The 22,786-nt window shown below is 43.4% G+C and carries 19 protein-coding genes; 8 read left to right on the forward strand and 11 right to left on the reverse strand.

The genetic code is table 11. The annotated features are described in order from the left end of the window. Position 1: 1 nt before the first annotated feature. The 4 genes from CHH91_RS02520 to CHH91_RS02535 form a co-directional block, all read right to left on the reverse strand. A complete protein-coding gene (locus CHH91_RS02520) occupies positions 2-928 on the reverse strand; it encodes an ABC transporter permease (protein ID WP_093726102.1) in 927 nt (308 codons plus the stop codon). Positions 929-962: 34 nt separating this feature from the next. Continuing rightward, positions 963-1,811, reverse strand: coding sequence for a M55 family metallopeptidase (locus tag CHH91_RS02525; protein ID WP_095221673.1), 849 nt, complete (start codon positions 1,809-1,811; stop codon positions 963-965). A 66-nt stretch (positions 1,812-1,877) separates the two neighbouring features. Then, a complete protein-coding gene (locus CHH91_RS02530; RefSeq protein ID WP_095221674.1) occupies positions 1,878-2,936 on the reverse strand; it encodes a M42 family metallopeptidase in 1,059 nt (352 codons plus the stop codon). A gap of 15 nt (positions 2,937-2,951) precedes the next feature. Then, positions 2,952-3,398, reverse strand: a complete 447-nt coding sequence (locus tag CHH91_RS02535) for an Lrp/AsnC family transcriptional regulator (RefSeq protein WP_095221675.1) — start codon at positions 3,396-3,398, stop codon at positions 2,952-2,954. A 188-nt stretch (positions 3,399-3,586) separates the two neighbouring features. Here CHH91_RS02535 and CHH91_RS02540 point away from each other — a divergent pair, with 188 nt between their 5' ends. The 5 genes from CHH91_RS02540 to CHH91_RS20430 all read left to right on the forward strand — a co-directional run bounded on the left by CHH91_RS02540 (position 3,587) and on the right by CHH91_RS20430 (position 8,877). Then, positions 3,587-4,714, forward strand: coding sequence for an amidohydrolase (locus tag CHH91_RS02540; RefSeq protein WP_095221677.1), 1,128 nt, complete (start codon positions 3,587-3,589; stop codon positions 4,712-4,714). A gap of 100 nt (positions 4,715-4,814) precedes the next feature. After that, positions 4,815-6,800, forward strand: coding sequence for a S9 family peptidase (locus tag CHH91_RS02545; protein ID WP_095221679.1), 1,986 nt, complete (start codon positions 4,815-4,817; stop codon positions 6,798-6,800). A gap of 15 nt (positions 6,801-6,815) precedes the next feature. Beyond that, positions 6,816-7,412, forward strand: coding sequence for a pyroglutamyl-peptidase I (locus CHH91_RS02550; RefSeq protein WP_286160673.1), 597 nt, complete (start codon positions 6,816-6,818; stop codon positions 7,410-7,412). Between the two features lie 271 nt (positions 7,413-7,683). Continuing rightward, positions 7,684-8,721 carry a tetratricopeptide repeat protein gene (locus CHH91_RS02555; protein WP_095221681.1) on the forward strand — a complete coding sequence of 346 codons (1,038 nt, stop codon included), beginning with the start codon at positions 7,684-7,686 and terminating at the stop codon, positions 8,719-8,721. Between the two features lie 12 nt (positions 8,722-8,733). Further along, positions 8,734-8,877, forward strand: a complete 144-nt coding sequence (locus CHH91_RS20430) for a hypothetical protein (protein ID WP_176465642.1) — start codon at positions 8,734-8,736, stop codon at positions 8,875-8,877. A gap of 164 nt (positions 8,878-9,041) precedes the next feature. On the opposite strand, the gene CHH91_RS02560 is transcribed toward CHH91_RS20430, so the two are convergent. The 3 genes from CHH91_RS02560 to CHH91_RS02570 form a co-directional block, all read right to left on the reverse strand. Beyond that, positions 9,042-9,674, reverse strand: a complete 633-nt coding sequence (locus CHH91_RS02560; protein ID WP_095221683.1) for a copper homeostasis protein CutC — start codon at positions 9,672-9,674, stop codon at positions 9,042-9,044. 41 nt (positions 9,675-9,715) lie between these two features. Then, positions 9,716-10,819, reverse strand: a complete 1,104-nt coding sequence (locus CHH91_RS02565) for a hypothetical protein (protein ID WP_353615307.1) — start codon at positions 10,817-10,819, stop codon at positions 9,716-9,718. Between the two features lie 366 nt (positions 10,820-11,185). Beyond that, positions 11,186-11,524 (reverse strand): winged helix-turn-helix transcriptional regulator, encoded by a 339-nt coding sequence (locus CHH91_RS02570; RefSeq protein WP_095221686.1) that lies wholly within the window; start codon positions 11,522-11,524, stop codon positions 11,186-11,188. 105 nt (positions 11,525-11,629) lie between these two features. Between CHH91_RS02570 and CHH91_RS02575 the strand changes: the two genes are divergently transcribed. Next, entirely contained in the window at positions 11,630-12,013 is a 384-nt protein-coding gene (locus CHH91_RS02575) for a RidA family protein (protein WP_095221688.1), read from the forward strand. A 63-nt stretch (positions 12,014-12,076) separates the two neighbouring features. Here the strand turns inward: CHH91_RS02575 and CHH91_RS02580 are convergent, their stop codons facing one another. Genes CHH91_RS02580 through CHH91_RS02590 form a run of 3 tightly spaced genes read right to left on the reverse strand, consistent with a single transcriptional unit; the run spans position 12,077 to position 16,263 of the window. Further along, positions 12,077-12,925, reverse strand: a complete 849-nt coding sequence (locus CHH91_RS02580) for a BglG family transcription antiterminator (RefSeq protein WP_095221690.1) — start codon at positions 12,923-12,925, stop codon at positions 12,077-12,079. Between the two features lie 30 nt (positions 12,926-12,955). Next, entirely contained in the window at positions 12,956-14,410 is a 1,455-nt protein-coding gene (locus CHH91_RS02585) for a glycoside hydrolase family 1 protein (protein WP_095221692.1), read from the reverse strand. A 5-nt stretch (positions 14,411-14,415) separates the two neighbouring features. Further along, the gene (locus tag CHH91_RS02590; protein WP_095221694.1) at positions 14,416-16,263 is read right to left on the reverse strand and encodes a beta-glucoside-specific PTS transporter subunit IIABC; all 1,848 of its coding nucleotides are present in this window, start codon (positions 16,261-16,263) and stop codon (positions 14,416-14,418) included. Positions 16,264-16,623: 360 nt separating this feature from the next. Here CHH91_RS02590 and CHH91_RS02595 point away from each other — a divergent pair, with 360 nt between their 5' ends. Continuing rightward, a complete protein-coding gene (locus CHH91_RS02595) occupies positions 16,624-17,325 on the forward strand; it encodes a DUF421 domain-containing protein (RefSeq protein ID WP_095221696.1) in 702 nt (233 codons plus the stop codon). Positions 17,326-17,389: 64 nt separating this feature from the next. On the opposite strand, the gene CHH91_RS02600 is transcribed toward CHH91_RS02595, so the two are convergent. Beyond that, the gene (locus tag CHH91_RS02600) at positions 17,390-18,805 is read right to left on the reverse strand and encodes an amino acid permease (protein ID WP_095221698.1); all 1,416 of its coding nucleotides are present in this window, start codon (positions 18,803-18,805) and stop codon (positions 17,390-17,392) included. A 298-nt stretch (positions 18,806-19,103) separates the two neighbouring features. Here CHH91_RS02600 and CHH91_RS02605 point away from each other — a divergent pair, with 298 nt between their 5' ends. Next, complete coding sequence (locus CHH91_RS02605) at positions 19,104-22,706, forward strand: alpha-L-rhamnosidase (RefSeq protein ID WP_095221700.1); 3,603 nt, start codon at positions 19,104-19,106, stop codon at positions 22,704-22,706. Positions 22,707-22,786: the final 80 nt, after the last annotated feature.

The following is a 22,786-nucleotide window of genomic DNA, read 5'->3' on the forward strand; positions in this document are numbered from 1 at the left end:
CTTACTCCCCTCCACTCGTTAGTTTTATTCTTGGGTCAATATAGCGGTAAGATAAATCGATGATGAATAATGTCACGACCAGCAATACACTGAAGAAGATCGTTGTTCCCATGATGACTGGATAGTCCCGGTTGAAAATACTATCAACGAAGTATCGGCCGATGCCCGGAATTGCGAATATTTTCTCAATAACGAATGTTCCGGTAATTAGGGATACAAATAAAGGTCCTATGAAAGAAATAACCGGCAGGATAGCATTTCGAATGCCATGCCTGATGACTAGCTGTGTTTTTGATAATCCTTTTGCGTCTGCTGTCTTGATATAGTTCTGGTTTGTTACTTCGAGCATACTGGAACGCATAAAGCGCGCGATAACAGCAAGCGGCGTAGCAGCTAATGCTAACGTTGGCAAGATGGAATGCTGCCATGTTCCCCATGATGCAACAGGCAGCATGCCCCACTCTACGGCAAAATACTTGATTAGCAGCGGAGCCAGGATAAAGCTCGGAACAGATATACCGATTATCGCGATGAACATCGATGCGTAATCGAGCACTTTGTTATGATTCAAAGCTGCGACGATCCCTAACAGCAATCCTAGAGCCAAGGCGATGACCAAAGCCTGTAAGCCTAGTAAGGCGGATGCTGGTGCACCATCAGCGATGATGGAATTCACTGATCTTGTTTCGGATTGAATGGAGAATCCTAAATCGAATGTCACCAAATCCCTCATATACAGCACATACTGCACGGCTATTGGCTCATCCAAGTTGTATTTCGCCCTGATATTTTGCAATACTTCTTCCGGAAGCACGTCAGCGTCTGAAGCAAATGGATCACCTGGAATGAACTTCATGATCAAAAATGTCAAACTCGCAATGACCCAGATTGTCAGCAGCATGATAAGCAATCGTTTTACAATATACACGGGTTCACCTCCACTATTTTTCTAGCTGATACGCTTATGCATTCACACTGCCAAGCACGCCATTTGTCGCTGTCATTGCGATAATCACACAGCCCCACATATGCTTGTACGCTGTGACAATATCATCACACGTAAAGCGGATGCTTCGCGGACCAGTCAGTTCCACCGTAGGAAGTGTTGTCGTCATCATGGCCTGCTGCGGTCCTTTGAACACGATGTTAAAGGTGACAGGCCCTTCAATTGTTTGCGGCTTAAAGCTCTTGATGTCTTTCACCGCCAGTTCTGCTTTTTCGCGGATCTCTTTGCGGGCAACCTCTGGGTGAAGCAGCTCGGCTGCAAACCGGTCAACAGCTCGTTTTGTCACAGCACCTTTTACATCGGGCAATGTTTCTTGCACCTCTTTTACATACGCATCATCACCGCTGATGAAAATCGCCGGAACATTAAAGCCGCCTGCAACTAGCGTGTTCATTTCCGTCTCGCCGACAACTCGGTCATTGATCTTCATTTCATTCACACAGATGCCTGCCAGTGTATGGCTAATGACTGTACGTTCTGATCCAGCTTCACGTCCGTGATGTCCCACGAACATAATGCCATCGAAGGTGTCATCCAAGCCTTCCAGCTGGCACATGACGCGGTTGTTGCCAGATACCAGTCTTGCACGCGGATCCAGCTCTTCTACCAGTATGTTGGACATATTGCCATGCCCATCGGCGACGACAACCTCTTTTGCTCCGCCATTATAGGCTCCTTCAATAGCTGCATTCACATCTGCTGTCATCAGCTTTCTGAAACGCTGGTATTCGGAATTTGTTTTTAACTGCTGATTGGTTGCAACACCTGAGATACCTTCCATATCTGCCGAAATAAATATTTTCATCATGACCCACCTTTGAATGATAATTATAAATTTTCTAACTAATCAGCTTAAAAAAAAGCGTACTGCTCAAAAAGGAAACGTTGATTGTTCATCGACACTATTCACAAAGGCTTTTACTAGATCCTTTGTTGCGATCAAGTCGCCCACGTCTACAAGTTCGATGCTGGAATGTGTGTAACGGGAAGGAATTGATAATACGCCTGTCGGAATGCCTTTGTTGGCGTACGTGACTGCACCGCCGTCTGTCCCAATCCCAGTGAATACTTCTAGTTGATACGGGATGTGATTTTCCTTTGCTAGCTGAACGAGCAGCTTTTTCATCGTGTTTGGAACAATTAAGCTAGCATCCATCACTTTAATACCTGTCCCATTTCCTAAGCTGAGGGTCTGATCCATTGTTTGCTCAAACGTATCGCTTACTGCAGTTGTATCGATTGCGATAGCGACGTCGGCATCAATATGTTCGGAGGCTGTTTTTGCCCCTCGTAATCCGACTTCTTCCTGGACAGTGAACAAGCAAATGAGCTCGCCTGCGAAATCCTGCTCTATTTCTTCTAAGACCTGCAGGATCACAGCACACCCTGCCCGATCATCCAGCGACTTGGCGCGGATTTTAGGTTTTTCAGAAGTCCCGAGAATCTGCAGTTCAGACCCCCAAGTGACAGGAGTTCCAACCTCTATGCCTATTTCCACTGCCTCTTGATAAGAGCTTGCTCCAACATCTATGTACAGCTGACTATGCTTTCTCACCTTTTGCGCATCATCAAATTTAGCAAAGTGTGCTGAAAGCGTTCCGACTACGCCATTGATATGACCTTCCTCGCCTAGCACCTTTACCGGCTGGGCAATAAGATTGCGGTCATCGTTGCCGCCCAGCTTTTCAAAGCGAAGTAATCCATTAGCTTCTATCTTCTTCACAATAAAGCCGACTTCATCCATATGAGCTGTTAACAGAATGGCTGGTCCTGGCTTCGCCCCTTTTTTCTTGGCGATGACATTGCCAATAGGATCTATTATCACTTCATCTGTCTTACTGGTTAGATAATCTTTTAGAAAATAACTAACCTCCTGCTCGTAGCCGCTTGGGCCCTGCAGGCTCGTCAGCTTCTTTACTAATTCAATCAAGAGAGCAGCTCCTTCCTAGAGATATTCGAATGTATTCTTGTAGTTTTCTAATTGAATGATCGTATTGATCTCTGTGATGCCGTCGATGCCGTCGAGCTTGAGCATACAGTCCTTTATATCCTCCTGGCTCCGGACATTGATTTGAATCAGCAGCTGATAGTTTCCGCTAGTCATCGTGATATAGCGAACTTCTTTTATCCTGCTGAGTGCTTCCCTTACCTTCGTAATCGTTCCTTGCTTTGTTTTTATTTGAATAATCGCTCCAGCCTTCAAACCAAGGGCGATTGGATTCACTACGCCTACTACTTCAATGATGTTGTGCTGTACTAAGTTTTTATAGCGAAGTCTGATTGTTTTCTCCGTCACTTTCAATTCACTTGCTATTTCTGAAAATGCCAAGCGGCCATCCTTGGATAACATTCGGATAATACCGCGGTCCAGCTCATCGATTTGATACTCCACTAATCTTCCTACTTTCGGACTTTTCTACTATTATACTCCCCTTTTTGATACATAACCTTACATTGAAGAACATTTACAATATTCAAATATTGATTTACTATCGTAATTAGGAATTAGGTATAGAGGGTATTATATTGGATAAATTTTCAGAAATCAATGATAATTTAGATATTTATGGAGGTTATTGTATGAAGGCCATAACAAATGTATCTGGCGTAGACGGAACAGGAAACACATTTAGTGATACAACTATTTTAATCAAGGACGGAAAGTTCACTTCTATCGACGCATCCAGTATTCCTGATGGCTATGAAATCATTGATGCTAGCGGCACATACTTCACCCCTGGATTAATTGATGTACACACCCATTTGGGTGTGCATGAAGAAGGCATAGGAAAAGAAGGTCACGATTTTAATGAAACAAGCGCAGCAGCCACGCCACAGGTGCGCGCAATCGATGGGATAAACCCGCAAGATCGAGGATTTGAGGATGCCAGACGTTCTGGTGTTACGACTGTCCAGGTTATGCCTGGAAGTGCCAATGTCATTGGCGGGGAAATGTGTGTGTTAAAAACAACAGGGACGATCGTGGATGACATGGTCATCCGCAATCCTTCCGGTCTGAAGGCTGCCACAGGAGAAAACCCGAAACGATTCCACGGTGATAAAGGAAGAATGCCGACGACTAGAATGGGTATCGCTGCCATACTTCGTGAGAAATTTATTGAGGCGCAAACCTATCTGGAAGACCGCAAAGCTGGCAAGGCATCCAGAAACTTAGGATTAGAGCATATCGTCAAAGTATTAAATAAAGAAATACCCCTCCGCGTTCATGCCCACCGTGCGGATGATATCGTCACTGTTTTACGCTTGAAAAAAGAATTTGATATTGATTTGACGATTGAGCATTGTACCGAAGGACATCAAATAGCACCGTTCATCGCTAAACATGATATTCGTGTATCCGTAGGGCCGACAATGACACCACGCTCCAAAATAGAGCTTGCCGATAAAGGCTGGAACACACTGCTGGCCCTGGCAGAAGAGTCTGTCCCATTCTCTATCACTACCGATCATCCTGTCATTGCGATTGAGCATTTAATGACAAGTGCGATTTTAGCTGTTAAATATGGCTTGTCGGAAGAAGAGGCTCTTAAAGCCATTACACTAAATGCGGCGAAGCATCTAGGCGTAGATGATAGAGTCGGTTCTGTTGAAGCTGGCAAGGATGCTGACTTTGTCCTCTGGACCGGCAACCCATTTGATTTGAGAAATAAAGCAGTACAAACCTATATAAACGGCGAATTAGTATAAGAATGCACGGCAGGTTTCTTAATAGACCAGGCTTATATGGAGAAACTTGTCCCATATCATGACAAATAAATAGATGTCCCATGACAGGAGGCAGCAAACTATGACAGCAAACGGTCTTTCAGCACAAGATTTATTCGAATTCTCATTCTTATCGGATCCTCAGCTATCACCAGATGGCAATTGGGTTGTTTTCGTGAAGCGAGTAATCAATGAGAAAGAAAAATACCAATCAAATCTATTCCTGATGCACGTGGACTCAAAGGAAATCACACAATTTACCCAAGGTGATTTCTCAGATGTGCAGCCGAGATGGTCACCTGATGGACGATACATATTCTTTGTGTCTAATCGCTCCAAGAAGCAGCAAATATGGAACATTGCTTTTAACGGTGGTGAAGCAAGTCAGGTTACCACTTTTAAACGAGGTGCATCTCAGCCCGTTTTGTCACCAGACGGGAAGAAGCTTATCGTTTCCGTATCGCTGTCCGCATCAGACAGTCTGAAGGAAAAGGAAACAGCACAGGAAAAGAAAGAGGAAAAACTAAAGCCATATATCACAACGAACTTGCAGTACAAATCCGATGCGAAGGGTTTTTCAGACGAAACCTTCGAGCATCTCGTATTAGTAAACTTGGAAACTGGTACAAAATCCTTATTAACAGACGGGCAATATGATCATCATTCACCTGCATTCTCACCTGATGGAATGCGCCTTGTTTATATCGCCAACCGTTCAGAGGATCCTGAGCAGACATTTTACTCAGATATCTATCAGTTGGATTTAACTACAAATGATACAGAGAAACTTACGCACAGCGACAAACGATTCTACACGCCAAACTACTCACCTGATGGAACAAAGCTCTCTTTATTAGGTGATGATATGGAATACACAGGAGCAACGCTCACTAGAGTCTGGACCCTGGATCTTGCAACAAAGGAACTCTCCTGTTTAACGAGTGAATGGGATGTAGAGTGCAATGATGTCGCCATCAATGATATGGGCACAGGAGCTGCAAGTGCTGGCGCCATCTGGAGCAAGACAAACGATGCCCTATACTTCTTAGCAAGTGAACTAGGCTCAACTAACCTATACAAAGTAACATTAGATAAACAAATCACCACCGTTGTTGGCGGGAAACGTCAGGTTTATGCATTTAGTACAGATATGGAACAAGACCGGCTTGTATATGCGGTAAGTCATACTGGTATTCCTGGCGATCTTTTTGAATCAACCTTTTCTGGAAGTGAAGAGCAGCGTTTAACAGCAATCAATGAGCAGTTTCTTGAAACGAAAGAAATATCAATTCCTGAGGACTTCCGCTTCAAAGCGACTGATGGAACCGAGCTGCAAGGCTGGATTATGAAACCAACAGGCTTCAAGGATGGCGAAACGTATCCACTTGTCCTAGAAATTCATGGCGGTCCGCATGCGATGTACAGTCATGCTTTCATGCACGAGTTTCAGGTGCTTGCTGGTAAAGGCTATGGTGTCCTGTTCATGAATCCCAGAGGAAGTCATGGCTATGGGCAGCAGTTTGTCGATGCAGTGCGCGGTGACTATGGCGGTATTGACTATGATGACGTGATGGTCGCTGTAGATTATGCTTTGGAGAATTATGGCTGGATTGATTCTTCCCGCTTAGGTGTTACTGGCGGAAGCTATGGCGGCTTCATGACGAATTGGATCGTCGGCCATACGAACAAGTTCAAAGCGGCAGTTACACAGCGCTCGATCAGTAATTGGCTCAGCTTCTATGGTGTGAGTGATATCGGCTACTTCTTTACCGAATGGGAGCACAAAACGACAGTTATGGAAGATCCCGAAGAGCTGTGGAGAATTTCTCCGCTCCGTTATGTAAAAGATGTGGAAACACCACTGCTTATTTTGCATAGCGAAAACGATTATCGCTGCCCGATTGAACAAGCCGAACAATTGTATATCGCATTGAAACAGCAAAAGAAACCTACACGTTTTGTACGTTTCCCAGAATCAAATCATGAGCTGTCCCGAAGCGGAGACCCTGGTTTGCGTATTATTCGTCTTACTGAAATAACGAACTGGTTCGATCAGTATTTGAAATAAAAAGGAGAATTATATTTGAACATCTTACTCACAGGATTTGAAGCTTTTTTAGGAATGACATCCAATCCTACAGAAGTGATTGTCCGCAGCTTGGACGGAGAAACAATAAATGGGAACAAAATAATCGGCAAGGTACTCCCTGTGGATTTCAAGAAAACGTCCAGCGTTATCATAGAACATATCGACGAATACCAGCCTTCTGCTGTCATTTCTTTAGGACTGGCGGCTGGCAGAAATAGAATCACCCCGGAAAGAATCGCGATAAACTGCATGGATGGAGAAGCAGACAATGCTGGAAATCAGTATGACGGGCAAAAGATATTTGAGGATGCACCTGATGCCTACTTCTCGACCTTGCCTATTAAAGATATGGTGGCGAAACTGCAGGAACATAATCTGCCAGCAAAGATTTCGAACAGCGCCGGTACTTATTTATGCAACCAAACGATGTACACAGTCAGACATCATATCGAAACAAATAAGCTGGATATGATTTCAGGATTCGTGCACATACCAGCACACCATGAATTGGCATTAAATAATCCTAAGCTTCCTTCCTGGTCAGTAAAGGATTTGGAAGAGGCTGTCCGGGTCATTGCCGGGGAAATCTAGAATCTACTTAAGAGGGGAAAGTCCATAGTTGGACTTTCCCCTTTTATGCTGTATTAATACCATGAAACGATGTAACACTATGTTTCCAGCCTAGCTCTTACTTCAGCCTTGGGTACGACGGCACAAGTATTTGTATTACTTTCCTAGGAAGAGAAATCTCATGATGAAAACTTACAATATAGCATATTTGCAAAGGAAATCATTCCCAATATAAAAATCGACAAATAATGGTAGAATATATGTATATACTCAATTACAAGGGAGCTTTGTTATGGAAAGCCTTGATATCGCAGGTCATCTGGATAATTGGTCATTGAGTATCAGACTCGACAAAAAAGAAGCTGCACGCAGCATCTATGAATCGTTGAGTAAACACACTGTCGAATATGATACAGAAACACTTGTCACTTATTTGTTGATTGAAAGCCGTTACCACACTATTCTTGGAAATTTACAGGAAAGTAAGCATTCGTTGGCCAAAGCCCGAGAATATGAGGAGAATTTCACAGAGTTACACAAATACCAACACTTCCTTACTGAAAGTAATATCTACTATTTTGAAAAGCAGTATCAGGATGCACTTGCAAGTTTGGAAAAAGCTGAAAAGTATATTAGCCTCTTAATGGATCCTGCGGAGATAGGCGAATTTCACCTTATTAAGGCAATGGTCTATTATTACCTCGATATCACAACCTTATCTGCTGTACATGCGGCAAGAGCTGCGGAAAGGTTCAAATCACTTGAACCACTCAATTTCCTGCTTGCTCGAACGGAGTTAGTCCAAGGCATGAACTATCTGGATATGTCAGATTATGAGATGGCAGAAGAGCACCTTCACAGAGCATTATCCACATGTAAAAGAATTGAAAATCAAAGTTTATTAGCTTCTACTAACTTGAATCTAGGACTCTTGTACGTCACACGTGAATTGCCGGCCACAGCTATTCGCTACCTGGAGGATGCTTTAGCGGGAAAACAAGAGCGTATTGAATTAAACATTTTGTATCTGCTGGCAGACTCCTATTGGAAGACTAATCAAACTACGAAGGCCCTGAAAGCTTACACAGAAGGCTTTCAAAAGAGCCTCGACAGGGACGATACGAAGATGAAATGGGAATTTGCCATGCTTCATAAAAAGTATGAGGACCGGCACAACTTTGAAAGTGTTTGGCAGGAGGGTATAGAGTACTTTCGTAAAGTTAACGATAAATTCAATGTTAGGCTCTTTTCAAAGGAACTTGCACAGTATTATACTGATAATAAGCAATACGAACTTGCGACCAAATATTATCTCTTGGCTTTAATCTAAGGAGGCGATCCCATGAAAAAAGTAGTGTTTTCCGCAGTACTAATTGGAACTATCATTATCAGTGGTTTGATCGGTTATTCTAATCAAGATGGCTTCGCAGATAAAAAAGGTGATTTTGGCAGCGCAGTATTTTCTTTCAACATACTAGATAAATGAGCAGTATAGCCTCTCTTATGGGGCTTTTTTTTGTACAAGCAGAAGCAAGTTTTTTATATTTTACTAAAAAATGAGGCTTTTCCTTTTAGCTAAAGGCAAGCCTCATTTTGCAAGCAACTTAGATAAACATAGTTTGATTAATAGGTATATGAAGCATTACCATTTCAACCAACTATCTTTGTCCCATGAACCTCTCTAATATGTAAAGCGGATGTGATCAAATCAAGATTTTCAGTAGAAATGCCTCCACCAGGAAGGATAATGATTCTGCCATTTGCATAGTCTATATATTCTTTTAATCTGACTAAATTATCTTCGACTCTCGTATCTAACGGGCCTCCATGGGTTAGGATTCGATGCACCCCGTGTTCCACCAGCCAATCAATCGCTTTAAGCTGATTTTCAGGGCTTATATGGTCAAACGCCATGTGAAAGGTTATCTCCAGTCCTTTTGCTACATCCAATAAAGGAATCATAGCGTCTTCATCAATCCAGCCAGTATCAGTTAAGCAACCCAGTACCACGCCATCTGTTCCTAATTCCATTAAATGGACAAGATCTCGCTTCATCATGTCCACTTCCTCTTTACTAAAAACAAAATTTCCGCCTCTTGGTCTAATCATGCTCATAACCTTCATGTCTTTACCATGGCAATAATTGATAGTTACTGCCGCTACACCGTGACTTACAGTTGTCCCCCCAACTGCAAGATTGTCGCAAAGTTCAATCCTGTCAGCACCTTTAGCGATAACTTCGGGGACATTCGTAAAATTCTCTACACAGACTTCTTTAAGCATATGTATATCCACCTTACTTATAATATGGCTTGCTTTCATTCCTATTGGTAATTAACAAACGCTGGTGCAGGATCCAGTTCCAGAACCTCTTCCGGTGTCATGACAGGTTCGTCTTTCTGGTAAAATACCTTGAATCCTCCATATTGGATAGGCTGATTATGTACAAGCTGATGATAACCTGATCGTTTGAGAGCTGCAATACCGTGGCCGTCGTTATTCAGGACTACTTCCACGTTTTCTTTTGGATGGATGGCTTCCTTATTGTTGATGATAATGTCTGCAAATTGGTGGACGACGACTACCTTGTCTGGAAGACCATTCTCAGATGCTAGATTTGATACATAATCAATCGCTTCCTGTACATTCCCGCCATCGACATGTCCCAAATCTTCACCGGGAATTTGTCCTTCTTTCACATGAAATTCCGTATCAATGGCTAAATGCACATAAGGCAATTTCAAATATTTCTCCAATGATTTTACTTGATTCATGATATTGTCTTGACCCAATTGAACATCGAGGATCAGCAGCGCATTATTCTCTTCGGCTAACTTCGCATATGTTTCGATATCCTCGTCAGATGTCGGGTGCATATAAAGCCCATCCTCCCCAGGATTTCGCTGGGCAACTGTTGCGATCAATTCAATAGCTGGGATAGCCGGTCTCTCCGGGTCCAGTTCGGAATAAGCCTTGGTTTGTTCTTTCAATTTATCCATTAATTCTTCAGGGCTATACTCCCCCAGAATCCCCATGCTAGTAGAACTAGGATGACCATAATAGGAAACGATTCTATTTTTCTGGAGCGGTCCTTCTGTTTCATCTTCCGTTCCCTTTTCCAAGGTCTGACCTAAAGGAACACTTCTCTCCGTGTCATCTCCATGCGCTTCTGTTTTTGGCATTTCCGCCAGCTGCGTTTCCGTGTAATGACTTTGCAGCGGTTGGGCTTCCTCAGAAGGTTCCATAGCTTGATAGCTTGGCTGAGACGCAGGTTCTGAAGAAGTTGCTGCCTGCTCATCCGAGCTCATCTCTGATCTTTCTTTTGACTTCAGCTCTTGGTCTTGTGAAGTTACATCCTGCGAACAGCCCGCCAACAATAAAGCCGGAATGACTGCAAGGCTAGCGCCTGCCATAATTAGTTTTTTCACTTTATCCCACCTGTAGTTTAAGAGTATTTCATAAGTTGAGAGTGGTCCTGCACCAAACAAATGAATAATATAAATCTAACATATATTAAAAGCTGCCTATTAAACTTACCACTTAGAAAATATAGATAAACCTCCACTTCGCCACCAAGCTATCAATCTTTGGTCTATATAGAGAGTAAGACTCTACGTAAATTGCAGCCTACCAACAGTAAACAGCCCCTCTGCTCTAACAGAAGGGGGCTCTCTTCAGTATTCAATTTAAATACTAAGTGATTAGCTGCTACTTTTTGTTTAAATTTGAATATCATATCCACTCAATCTTTTGAAAAACCACCTATGTCATTCGTACAACTTTGCAGAAAGGAGTTAATTATGACGGTTTTTTTCTCCCCATTCACATAATTGCTCCAAAACAGGTAATAGCGTTTCTGCTTTAGGGGTGAGACTGTATTCCACTTTAGGTGGGATTTGAGGATATTCTTTACGTCTGACCATCCCATCTGCTTCCAATTCTTTAAGCTGGGAACTTAACATCTTATAAGTGATTGGCTCTAGCTTTCTTTTCATTTCATTAAAACGAACTGGTTGATTTTCTGCCAATAGGTAAAGGATTAGCATTTTCCACTTACCTCCAACAACGGAAAGCGTATAACCAAATGGCGTCTCCCGGACATTCCCCTTCTCTTTATAATCAGCCATCCCCATATGAACACTATCCTCTCCGGTAGTATCTATCAAAAAAGTGCGTACTATTTCCCTTTATATATTCATTTTATACTTACCTTAATTCAAATAAAAGGAGAGAAAAACATGAAGGATATCAAAACGTATAACCATGACCTTTGGGATCACGGTATCAGTCAAGGATACAGCGTGAACGGTACGATTTACATCTCAGGCCAATTTTCACATAACGAGGAAGGCATATTCATTTGCGAGGATAATATCGAAGCACAGACACGACAAACGCTCGAAAACCTGGATCGTGTACTGAAGGAAATTGATGTCACAAAGTCCAACCTTGCTTATGTGGAAGTCTATTTGACAAATCCCAAAGAGCATAGCGAATCCGTTATCAAGCTTTTCAAGGAATATCTAGATACTCATCGTCCAGCAGGCAGCCTCATCGGCGTCACCTATCTGGCATTTCCAGAGCAGTTGATCGAAATTTCTGCTATCGCACACACTGAATAATAAAGCTGTTTGGGGAACTCCAATCTAAAACTGCCCCCTCTGCTATCACAGAAGGGGCTCTCTTCATTTCAACTGCTGATAAGACGCCAACCGATGAATATGCACTGCCAGATAGGCAAGCTCTTCCTTCGGCAGCATTGTACCGTGGACTTGTGAGATGTAGTTCTCGATCTTGAAGGCGATGTCCATGGCTTGCGGGTACAGGTTGGCGATTTGTTCGAACAATAGATTTTCTGGGTCGTCGAGCATGCTGTCAGCGTAGAAGCGCTCGACGAAGAATTTCACGTGCGTGATGAAGCGGCCGTAATGGATGTTGTCGGTGTCCATTTTGATTTGCAGGGCGTAGCGGACAAGGTTGACGATGCCGCCGATCATTTTTGCATATTTCATCCCGTCGTTCGATTCCTGCTTTTCGCCTTGGGCATTGATCAAGTGGAAGGCGATATTGGCTGCTTCCTCTTTCGGCAGCTCGATCTGAAACTGCTTGTTAATCAGCTTCAAGGCATACGTGCCAACCTCAAATTCTTCCTGGTAGAAATTCTTGATTTCCCAGAACACCCTATTTGTGATATTGATATTCTTTTTATAGCGTTCGACCGCGAAATGCAAATGGTCCATTAGCGTGAAATAGATACCTGTGTTCAGCTTTGTGCCGAGCTGCTGCTCGGCATGCTGAACAATTTGCTGTGTCAGGTCGATAAATGCTTGCGGGATGGAGTCCAGCAGGCGCAGGAACTCTTTGGCTTTGACGTTTTCTATCGGCATAAAAGTCTGGTCAGCTTGATCCTCTTTGATGATGCTGCCGGCTTTTTGCCCATAGCCGATTCCTTTGCCGAATAGGATATATTCTTGTCTTTCTTCGCCCTCCACCAGCACGACGCTGGAATTGAGCACTTTTTTGATCTTAATCATCGGCCTCACCTATCCTCTGCGGTGTATCTATCAGTCGAGGTCTTCCCCATTGCTTTCAATCACTTTTTTGTACCAATAGAAGGAGTCTTTGCGCTTACGTGCTAGTGTACCGTTGCCTTCGTCATCTTGATCTACGTAGATGAAGCCATAGCGCTTCGACATTTGGGATGTGCCGGCACTGATGATATCAATCGGCCCCCAGCTCGTATAGCCAAACAGCTCAACACCTTCTTCGACTGCTTCCTTCATTTGGCGGAAATGCTCACGGAAGTAGTTGACACGGTAATCATCATGGATACTGCCATCGCTTTCGACTTCATCCTTGGCACCCATGCCGTTTTCAACGATTATCAGTGGTAATCTATAACGATCATAAAGTTCCAGCAAGCTGATTTTCAACCCGATCGGATCAATTTGCCAGCCCCAGTCAGTAGCCGGAAGATATGGGTTCTTCACTCCTCTTACAGTGTTGCCAGCTGTCTTCTCCAGACCATCTTCTACCGATTCTGTTAAGGACATATAGTAGCTGAAGGATAAATAGTCGACTGTGTTTTCTTTCAAAATCTCCAAGTCGCCTTCTTCCATTTGAATGTGGATACCTTTACGCTCCAGCTTCTTCAATGTCAGGCGCGGATACTCTCCGAATACCTGTACATCAGCATAGAAGTAGTTCTGCAGGTTCTTCTTAAGCGTGATTTCCACATCTTCTGGCTTACAAGTGTTGGGATATGTCGTAAGCTTTGTCAGCATACAGCCGACCTGACTGCCAGGGATGATCTCGTGGCAGTCTTTTGTCACTAGAGCAGATGCGACGAACTGGTGATGCAGCGCCTGATATACCTGTTCTTCTTCCTTACCCTCCGGGCAGCGGTCTGGAATAATACCTGCAGTTGTGAACGGATGGCGGTTGATACTGTCGATTTCGTTGAAAGTAAGCCAGTACTTCACGTAATCTTTATAACGGTTGAAGCACACATTGGAGAAGCGGACAAAGTCATCAATCACTTTGCGCTCGACCCAGCCGTTATACTTCACACTGAGTGCCAACGGCATTTCATAGTGGGATAGTGTTACTATCGGCTCGATATTGTACTTTTTCATTTCTTTAAACAGGTTGTCATAGAATTCCAGACCTTTTTCGTTTGGCTCCTGCTCTTCTCCTGTTGGGAAGATACGGCTCCAGGCAATGGAGACACGCAATGCTTTAAAGCCCATTTCAGCGAATAGTGCCAAATCTTCTTTGTAGTGATGATAGAAATCGATACCGCGGCGCTTCGGATAATATTTATCAGTAGGATCATCCATTGCTTTTTGAACAACATCTGAGCTGATCGCTACGTGGCCCTCGTAATCATCAAGACTCAGGTCGGAACGGTAGCTCGCTACGTCCGCTACGCTCATGCCTCTGCCGTCTACATTCCAAGCACCCTCTGCCTGATTGGCGGCAATAGCGCCGCCCCATAAGAAATCTTTAGAAAATGTCATCTGTTTCAGCCTCCTAGTTGGGTAATGACCATCAGCTTATCCTGACGGGTAACGTTTTCTTGTTTGGTTATTTGAACATCATATTTGTCGGTATTGGTGATGATTGCGAGTGTGACTGGATCAAAGCCGGCAGCTTTGATTTTCTCGAGATCAAACGTGAGCAGCACATCGCCTGCTTTTACCTGATCTCCCACCTTGACCTGCGGTGTGAAGTGCTCGCCGCCAAGCTGTACCGTGTTCAGTCCCACGTGGAACAATATTTCTGCACCAGTCTCTGTTTTCATGCCAAGAGCATGACTTGTTTCGAATATCATTGAAATCTCGCCGTCCACCGGAGCATATAGTTCACCTTTAGAAGGGACAACTGCGATTCCATCACCCATTGCTTTGGAAGAAAATACTTCATCCTGCACTTGTGACAGCGGTATCATTTTGCCGGCTACTGGGCTGGTGAAAGTTTCCCCTCGACCGATTTTCTCAGCAAATTTCTCTTCTTCTGGCTGGACTTGTTCTTTGTCTTTGCCGAGGATGAAGGCAGCGATGAACGCAACCGCGAAAGATAATACGAATCCGATTGCAGCATACAGGATGTTACGCGGCAGATCTTCAGATAGGAACATACTCATGCTGGCAAGTCCTGGACCAACGATAACGAATGCCTGCAATCCAACGATACCGACAAATGTACCGCCTACGAATGCTCCTATCATAACACTCGCGAGTACCTTTTTGTTTTGCAATGTAACACCGTATAGTGCAGGCTCTGTTATTCCGAAGAATGCCGAGATACCAGCAGATACAGCCGTTGTACGAAGCCGTTTATCTTTGGTACGCAATGCGATGGCAAAGCAGGCACCGCTTTCCGCGATGTTATGCGCAAGAGAAGCTGGCATGTAAAGTGCTTCACGGCCAGTGCCACTCAATGTAGTCAGGGCGTAAGGCAGCAACGCTTTGTGCATTCCCATTGCAACCATGAATGGAAGCACACAGGCTAGCAATGCAACTGCAAGCCAGCCAACATATTCATACACCCAAAGGATGACGGCAGCGAAGCCTTGACCAAATGTGTAACCAGCAGGTCCGAGCAAGAGCAGCGCAATCGGCACTGTAATTACTAGTGACATCATCGGTACGAAGAAAATCCGAATCGGTTTTGGTGAGAAGCGTGTGAACAGCTTCTCCATCTGTGCATAGAACAGGACAGTAAGAATTGCCGGGAATACTTGATATGCATAAGCGATATTTTGCAGATTGAATGAAAACAGCTGTGCACCTTCTGTGAGCATCGTTGTCATGTTCGGCAAAATCAGGGCGCCGACTGCTGATAACGCAACTAACGGATTAACCTTCAGTTTATTTGCCGTTGTTACTGCTACTAGCAATGGCAGGAAGTACAAGGGTGCATCCCCGACCATGTTCAATATCTGATACGTCTGGCTTTCGGTTTCTAGGACTCCCATCAAAGCAAGCAAGAGTAAAAGTGACTTCAGGATACCGCCGCCTGCGATAGCTGGTACTAACGGCTGGAACACACCGACAATAAAATCAAGAATGGTTGCGCCGATCTTTTTCTTCTCTTTTGGCTGATCAGCAGCTTCCTCCCCGCCAACATCCCCAACAAGCTTCTGGAGCTCATTGTATACTTCAACCACATCATTCCCGATAACAACCTGGCATTGCGCTGTCATGCGAACAGCGATGACACCTGGCGTACTTTCCAGCGCCTTGATGTCTACTTTTTTGTTATCGACGAGCGAGAAACGCAGACGCGTCGAGCAATGCCCAAGATGCGCGATATTCCCCTTGCCCCCAATATGCTGCAAAACGTCTGTTGCGACTTGTTTGTAATCCATCCCTAACCCTCTCTTTCTCGATGCGACGGGTAGAAAGAAAACAAAAAAGGACCTAATACGGCAAATGAAGAAATCTTGCCGAATTAGATCCTGCCTGCATTACCAGTCACATGTCTAATGGTTTTATTTAACTGACTTCAGTATACATCACCAAAATGTAAGCGTCAACATTTCGGTGATGATAATTAAAAATCCAGAGCATCTGAACAAATAACACATGCACAACACCTGGTTCAGATTAATAAATACAGCAGTGCAGTTCCAACGCTTTTTATTCAACTACAAGGATACCTAACGATGGAGCGGGAAATAATAGACTCATTATCAAGATAATCCATTTTGAAAAAGGATGTGCCTTATTTGGATTTTTTTCAAAGCCAGCAAACACTTACAACTTTTGAATGGGTGCTTCGAGCAGTCGTTTCGTTTATCTTTTTATTAATTGTGGCTAAAGTGCTTGGTCAGCGTTCCATATCGCAGCTGAGGCTCCTTGATTTTGTAATTGCATTAGTTGTTGGAAATATTATTGCCCACCCTTTATCCGATGAAGAACTTGGTCTCAAAGGATCCATCGTTACTACTATCGTATTGGTGCTCTTATACCTGGCAGGGATTTTTCTTATTTTAAGATGGCCTTGGTTTCGGAAATTGATCAATCACAAGCCTATTCCAATTGTCCGGGATGGAGAAATTCTCTACAAAGGCTTACGCCATGCCAGAATATCGATTGACGTTCTGCTGGAAGAATTACGAAAAGGAAAAGTAGTGGACGTAAAGAAAGTGGCTTTAGCGCTTTGGGAAGCCGAAGGGAAAATATCGTTCTTTCTGGACCCTAAATATGAACCTCTTACTCCGGAAACGATGCAGATTAACATGCAGTCTTTTAACATGCCTAGAACAATCATAAAGGATGGAAGAATCATTTATGAAGAGCTGAAAGAAACCTCTAAGGATGAGAACTGGGTCGTGTCCCACTTAAGCACTACGTATCAGACAGAAGTTAAACATGTACTGCTTGCTACAATCGATAAAGAGAAACTTAATGTATTTTTGTATCGGTAATTTCAAGGTTCTGTATTCAAAAAGCCGCATCTATTGAGGATGCGGCTTCTTCTTATCGTTTATTTCAACGCTTCTCTTTTCCTTCTCCATCCTCTGTAAGTTCTTCGGAAAATTCCGTTACCAGGTTTTGAAGAGGCGGACCAAATGCTGCTTTCCTTCGATTGCGGGATTTTACAGCCAAGTAGATGAGTGTATAGAATACAACCATGACAATTCCTGAAATCAAGCCGGTTTCCTGCCCTGGAACAAAAGGCATGCAAAGTAAAACGATAATCATACTTATTAAAGCAATCCAGGAATTATAGGGAAATCCCGGCATTTGGCAAATGCCATTAGGCGGACAGCCATGCTTTTTGCGGTGGCGGATATGGCTCGCCATAATGACGGCGTAAGTGAAGATCAATGCAAATCCCCCGGTGCTGATCAACACCAAATATGCCCTTGGAAATAGAAGGCCGAATCCCAGTCCCAGCAGCATGGCGAGTCCGGAAAACAGAATCCCGCGATAAGGAACATCTCCCTTGTCTCTCAGCCAGCTCGGCGCATGTCTCTCATCGGTCAGGGATCGAATCATTCTGCCTAGACCAAAGATGGCAGCCAGCATCGCTGATAAAATGGCTGAAATAAGAACAATGTTTATTGCAGTCCCTGCCCAGCCTATGCCCCAGCGATTAAGGGAAGCGACCATTGGACTGGTGTTTTCATTCAGTGATGCAGTTGGAATAAGCGGCAGCAATACAGCAGCATAGAGGACATAAAGACCAACCAGCGAAAAAACTGTATAACGGATCGCTTTGGGAATTGTTTCACGTGGATTCTCTGCTTCTGAGGCAGCAAGCCCGATAATTTCAAAACCTGCATAAGCAAAAACGATCAGCAGCATACTTCCGGCAAGTCCTCGAAGTCCGCCTGCCATCAGTGGTTCATCCGCCAGCGCCCCCGCCCCAACTGGTCCTGATCCCGGAAGCCATCCAAAGATCAACACGACAGCTGTAACGATAAAGAAGATGATGGCAAATATTTTCACACCAGAAAGCGCACTCTCCAGTTTTCCAAGCTTATCAGCACCCAATAAATTAATAAGCGTCACGCCAATAATAACGGATCCCCCGAGCAACGCAATCGAGATATTCGGGAACCACTGCCGGAACAAAATACTAATGGCAGTAGCTTCACTGGACATAGACAATATGGTGCCCGTCCAATAAAGCCAGCCAACTACAAACCCTGCCCCTTGCCCCAGGTTCTGGGCCGCAAAGGTGCTGAATGACCCCATAGAAGGATTGGCCACCGTCATCTCAGACAGAGCATACAAGATAAAGTAAACCAGCACACCCGCCAAAATATAAGCAATTATAATGGAAGGTCCCGCTGCTCGGATGGCTACCGACGAACCAAGGAAAAAGGAACCCCCTATTACGCTCCCCAACGCCATCATCGTTAACTGTGTAGCAGACAAACCTTTACCTTTTTTCTCCATGATTTTCTCCTCAAAGTCGTGATATGTGTAATTATTATCTGCTGTTATGAGGAAATAATTCTTGAAGAATTGGTGTAGGAAAATAACGTCCTGCATGAATATCCGAAAATCATCTCCCTAAGATGAAAATCATCACCTTCAAATAACTCGGTAATCTTGCTACCCTAAATGAAAGCGCATTCATAGATAGGAGGGGAAGCGATTCATAACCTATAGGAAACAATGATTTTGGTGCAAACATGCAGGACAGTTACACCCTTTTATGAATTAGCATTTCTAAAAAAGAGGAGGTTTTATAGTGAAAGCTAAAAGATCACCACACATTGCCATATATCTTTTGATCATTTTTACTTTCTTATTAATATCTGTCACTCCTGCTAATATTACTAGTGCCAAAAAAATTAAGAAAGAAACTGAAATTAATAATTTAAAGGTTAATTACCAAGACAATCCTATAGGAGTGGAATCAGATGGCATACGGTTCAGCTGGTTGCTCTCTTCTAATGTTATAGGACTGAATCAGAAAGCTTACCAGATAACCGTCAAGGACGAAAAAGGTGAAAGAGTTTGGGATAGCGGTGTTGTGAAAGATTCGAAATCGGTTGGTATTTCCTATAACGGTCGGGAGCTTGATTTGGAATCGCGCTATACCTGGTCTGTTGAAGTAACGCTATCAAATGGAAAAGAAGTAAAATCGGATTCTGCCTATTTTGAGACAGGGACTGATTTTGGAAATGCAGACTGGATTTATCATAAGCAGGAGGCTGAGGACTACTTCAATGAAAATGTAGGCGCTTCTCTTAATGCAACCATAGAAGAAGGTGGCTTCACGCTGAATTGGGGCATGAAAAATAAGACAAACGGACTTGTATGGAGCTTTAATGGTACCAATCTTATACAGAGCGTAACTAAAGACGGGGTAACCAAACAGATTGGGACTGTAGATCTGAAGGACAGGATTTCATTAAAAGAGTCCTTTGATTTGGAGGTCTCAGCAAACTCAAAAGCCATCAAAACCTACATCAATGGAGATTTGGTAAATACAATTCCTAAAACCTACGCTATCGAAGGACCATATATTGCCCTGACAGCGAGCCCTGCATCCAGAAATACTCCAGCACAAAAGGCGAGCTTTAAGGATGTAGCTGTGACTTTGGATAAGAAGGAAGAGCCGATAACAGAGTTCAATGGAGGTGCACCAGATGATAAAGGCGCCCTAGTACTGAGCGGTGCAACGGCTTACCAAAAGAATTACCAAGGCAAACCTGTACAGTACGAGGATGAATTAACCTCCATGCCTATGTTCCGAACAGAGAAGGATTTAAAAGGAAAAGGAAAGATTGATTCGGCCCGTTTATATATCACTTCATTAGGTGCTTATGAAGCTTATATTAACGGGAAAGAAGTAATGGTTACGAACGAAGATGGTACAAAACTGAACGATACATTTAACCCGGGTTGGACTGACTATCACAGTTACGTTAATTATCAGTCTTATGATGTTACCGACTATATGAAAGGAAACAGCGTGGCTTTAGGGGTTAAGGTTGGTACTGGCTGGTATGGCGGGCAGGCGGGCAGTAATGGCGGCGGTAATATTTACAATGAAATTGGTGACGATTTAGAGAAAGAATTAGCACTTCTCTCAAAACTTGTTATTACCTATAAGAACGGGAAGCAAGAAGTCATCACTTCCAATCCAGATGAATGGAAAGTATCCACAGAAGGCCCGATTAAGCTTAATGATTTCTTTATCGGAGAAAACTATGATGCCCGTATGGAGGAAAATGTAGCTGGTTGGGATAATACTGGATTTGATGATTCTGACTGGAGTAAAGTAAGCGAGTTTGATTACGATGGAGATCTTGTGGCTAGCAGTGAAGGTGCTGCTTATATGCTGAAAGAAAACAAGATACAACCTGCACCAAATAAAGACACATTTATTTTTGATCCGAATGATATTGATTATTCCAACGAAGAATTGAAACTAGGTGAAGTAAAACGCAAAACAGTTGATCCGACAAAAGATATCAAACTCGCGAAAGGAAAAACGCTCATAGTGAATCTCGGTCAAAATATAGCTGGTGTTCCAGGTATCTCCGTCTCCGGGGCTGAAGGCACGACGGTCAGTATGCGCGGAGCTGAGATGCTTAATGATGGAAGAGATCACGAAAAGAGCAGTTTTGGGAGTGACGGGCCAAAAGGAACACTTTATTGGGCAGGTCTTACTCGCGGCAGGGAAAAAGATCAAAACTGGTATACAGACCACTATACCTTGAATGACAAGCGAGTACAGAATTACCTTCCAAGTTTCACGTTCCACGGCTTCCAGTATCTCGAAATCACAGCAACTGATGACATCGTTATACAAGATGTGTATGGACAGCCAATCACGTCATCGACCAATCATACTTTATCGATTAAAACGAATAATGAAAATGTTAATAAATTGTTCCAGAATGCTCTTTGGGGACAAAAAAGCAACTTCTTATCGATACCTACCGATACGCCTGGACGGTCAGAGCGTTTAGGCTGGACAGGTGACATACAAGTATTTGGTGATACTGCTCTTTACAATTTTGACTCCGTTGCTTTCTTGAACAATTACTTGGATATACTCAAGGATTATGCTAAGAACAATGATGGTTATATTGCAGATTATCTGCCGACCATTAACAAAGCTACCGCTACAAACGCTGGCTGGTCGGATGTTATCATTACGCTGCCATGGGACATTTATATGCACACTGGCGACATTACTGTTTTAGAAGAAACCTACGAGATAATGCAGAAGTACATGGGAAATGTCATGACTGACGGCATGAAAGCTACTTATGGGGATTGGGTAGCCATGGAAGGGACTGCTCCACAGTTCATGAGTGCCATGTACCAAGCACTGGATGCTCAGAGAATGGCGGAGATTGCTACACTGCTTGGTAAAACCAATGATGCTGAAATGTACACGGAAGAATCACAGCGCGTCATTGATTTGGCAACGGAGAAATACGTGGATGAAAACGATAATCTCCTTTCTGTCAGTGCTGACAACTTCAACCGTGGTTTCTTGATTGAACTATTCAAAGACAATTCCCAGACAAGTATCATTTGGGCACTTAAAATGGGAATGTATGACTCCGAAGAGCAAAAACAGAAGTTCATCGAAAATCTCTTGAAAAATATCGCTAATGAAAACCGCTCTGAAAGATACAATGCCGGTGAAAACACACTCTCTACAGGGTTCCTGGGTGTAAATGAGTTATTACCGGTGCTTACAGAAAATCAACTTTCTCCTAAAGCCTACGATATTTTACTGCAAGATAATATGCCTTCCTGGCTGAATCATGTCAAGCTTGGTGGAACTACCACTTGGGAACGTTGGAATGCATATACAAGCGAGTACGGCTTTGATGATGCTGGTATGAACTCCTTCAACCATTACGCCTATGGCTCCGTAGTCGAGTGGATGGTGGAATATATGGCAGGTATACAAAAGGATGAGCAAAATCCAGGCTTCAAACACATTATCTTGCAGCCGACCATGGATACAGGTGAAAAGTATAATGACCAAAAACGTATTGATAGCGTAAAATCAGATTTCGACTCCTATTATGGAAAAGTAGTTTCCAATTGGAAATCTGACGATGGAAAATTGAAGTCATATGAAGCGGTTGTTCCAGCAAATACTTCCGCGACACTTTATTTGCCAGTTGACGATGTCTCAGTTGCGAAGAATATTCCGGGTGTTACGTACAAAGGAAATGAGGAACGCTCCGGCATTAAGGTAGCAGTATTCGAACTGCAAGCTGGCGGATATAAGTTCAGTGTGAATAAAGGAAAGCTTAAGGCAGAATTGATGGACGGATATGTAGTAGATAAAGCCAAAGGAAAAAGCGGCAAGTAAAATGATTCCTTTCTTTGGATACTAAATCAATCGTAAATCGCTGAAACAAAAAAAGAATTTTTAAAATCAAAGTGCCCGAT

It is taken from the genome of Virgibacillus sp. 7505, from assembly GCF_002272135.1.
Lineage (GTDB): Bacteria > Bacillota > Bacilli > Bacillales > Amphibacillaceae > Terribacillus.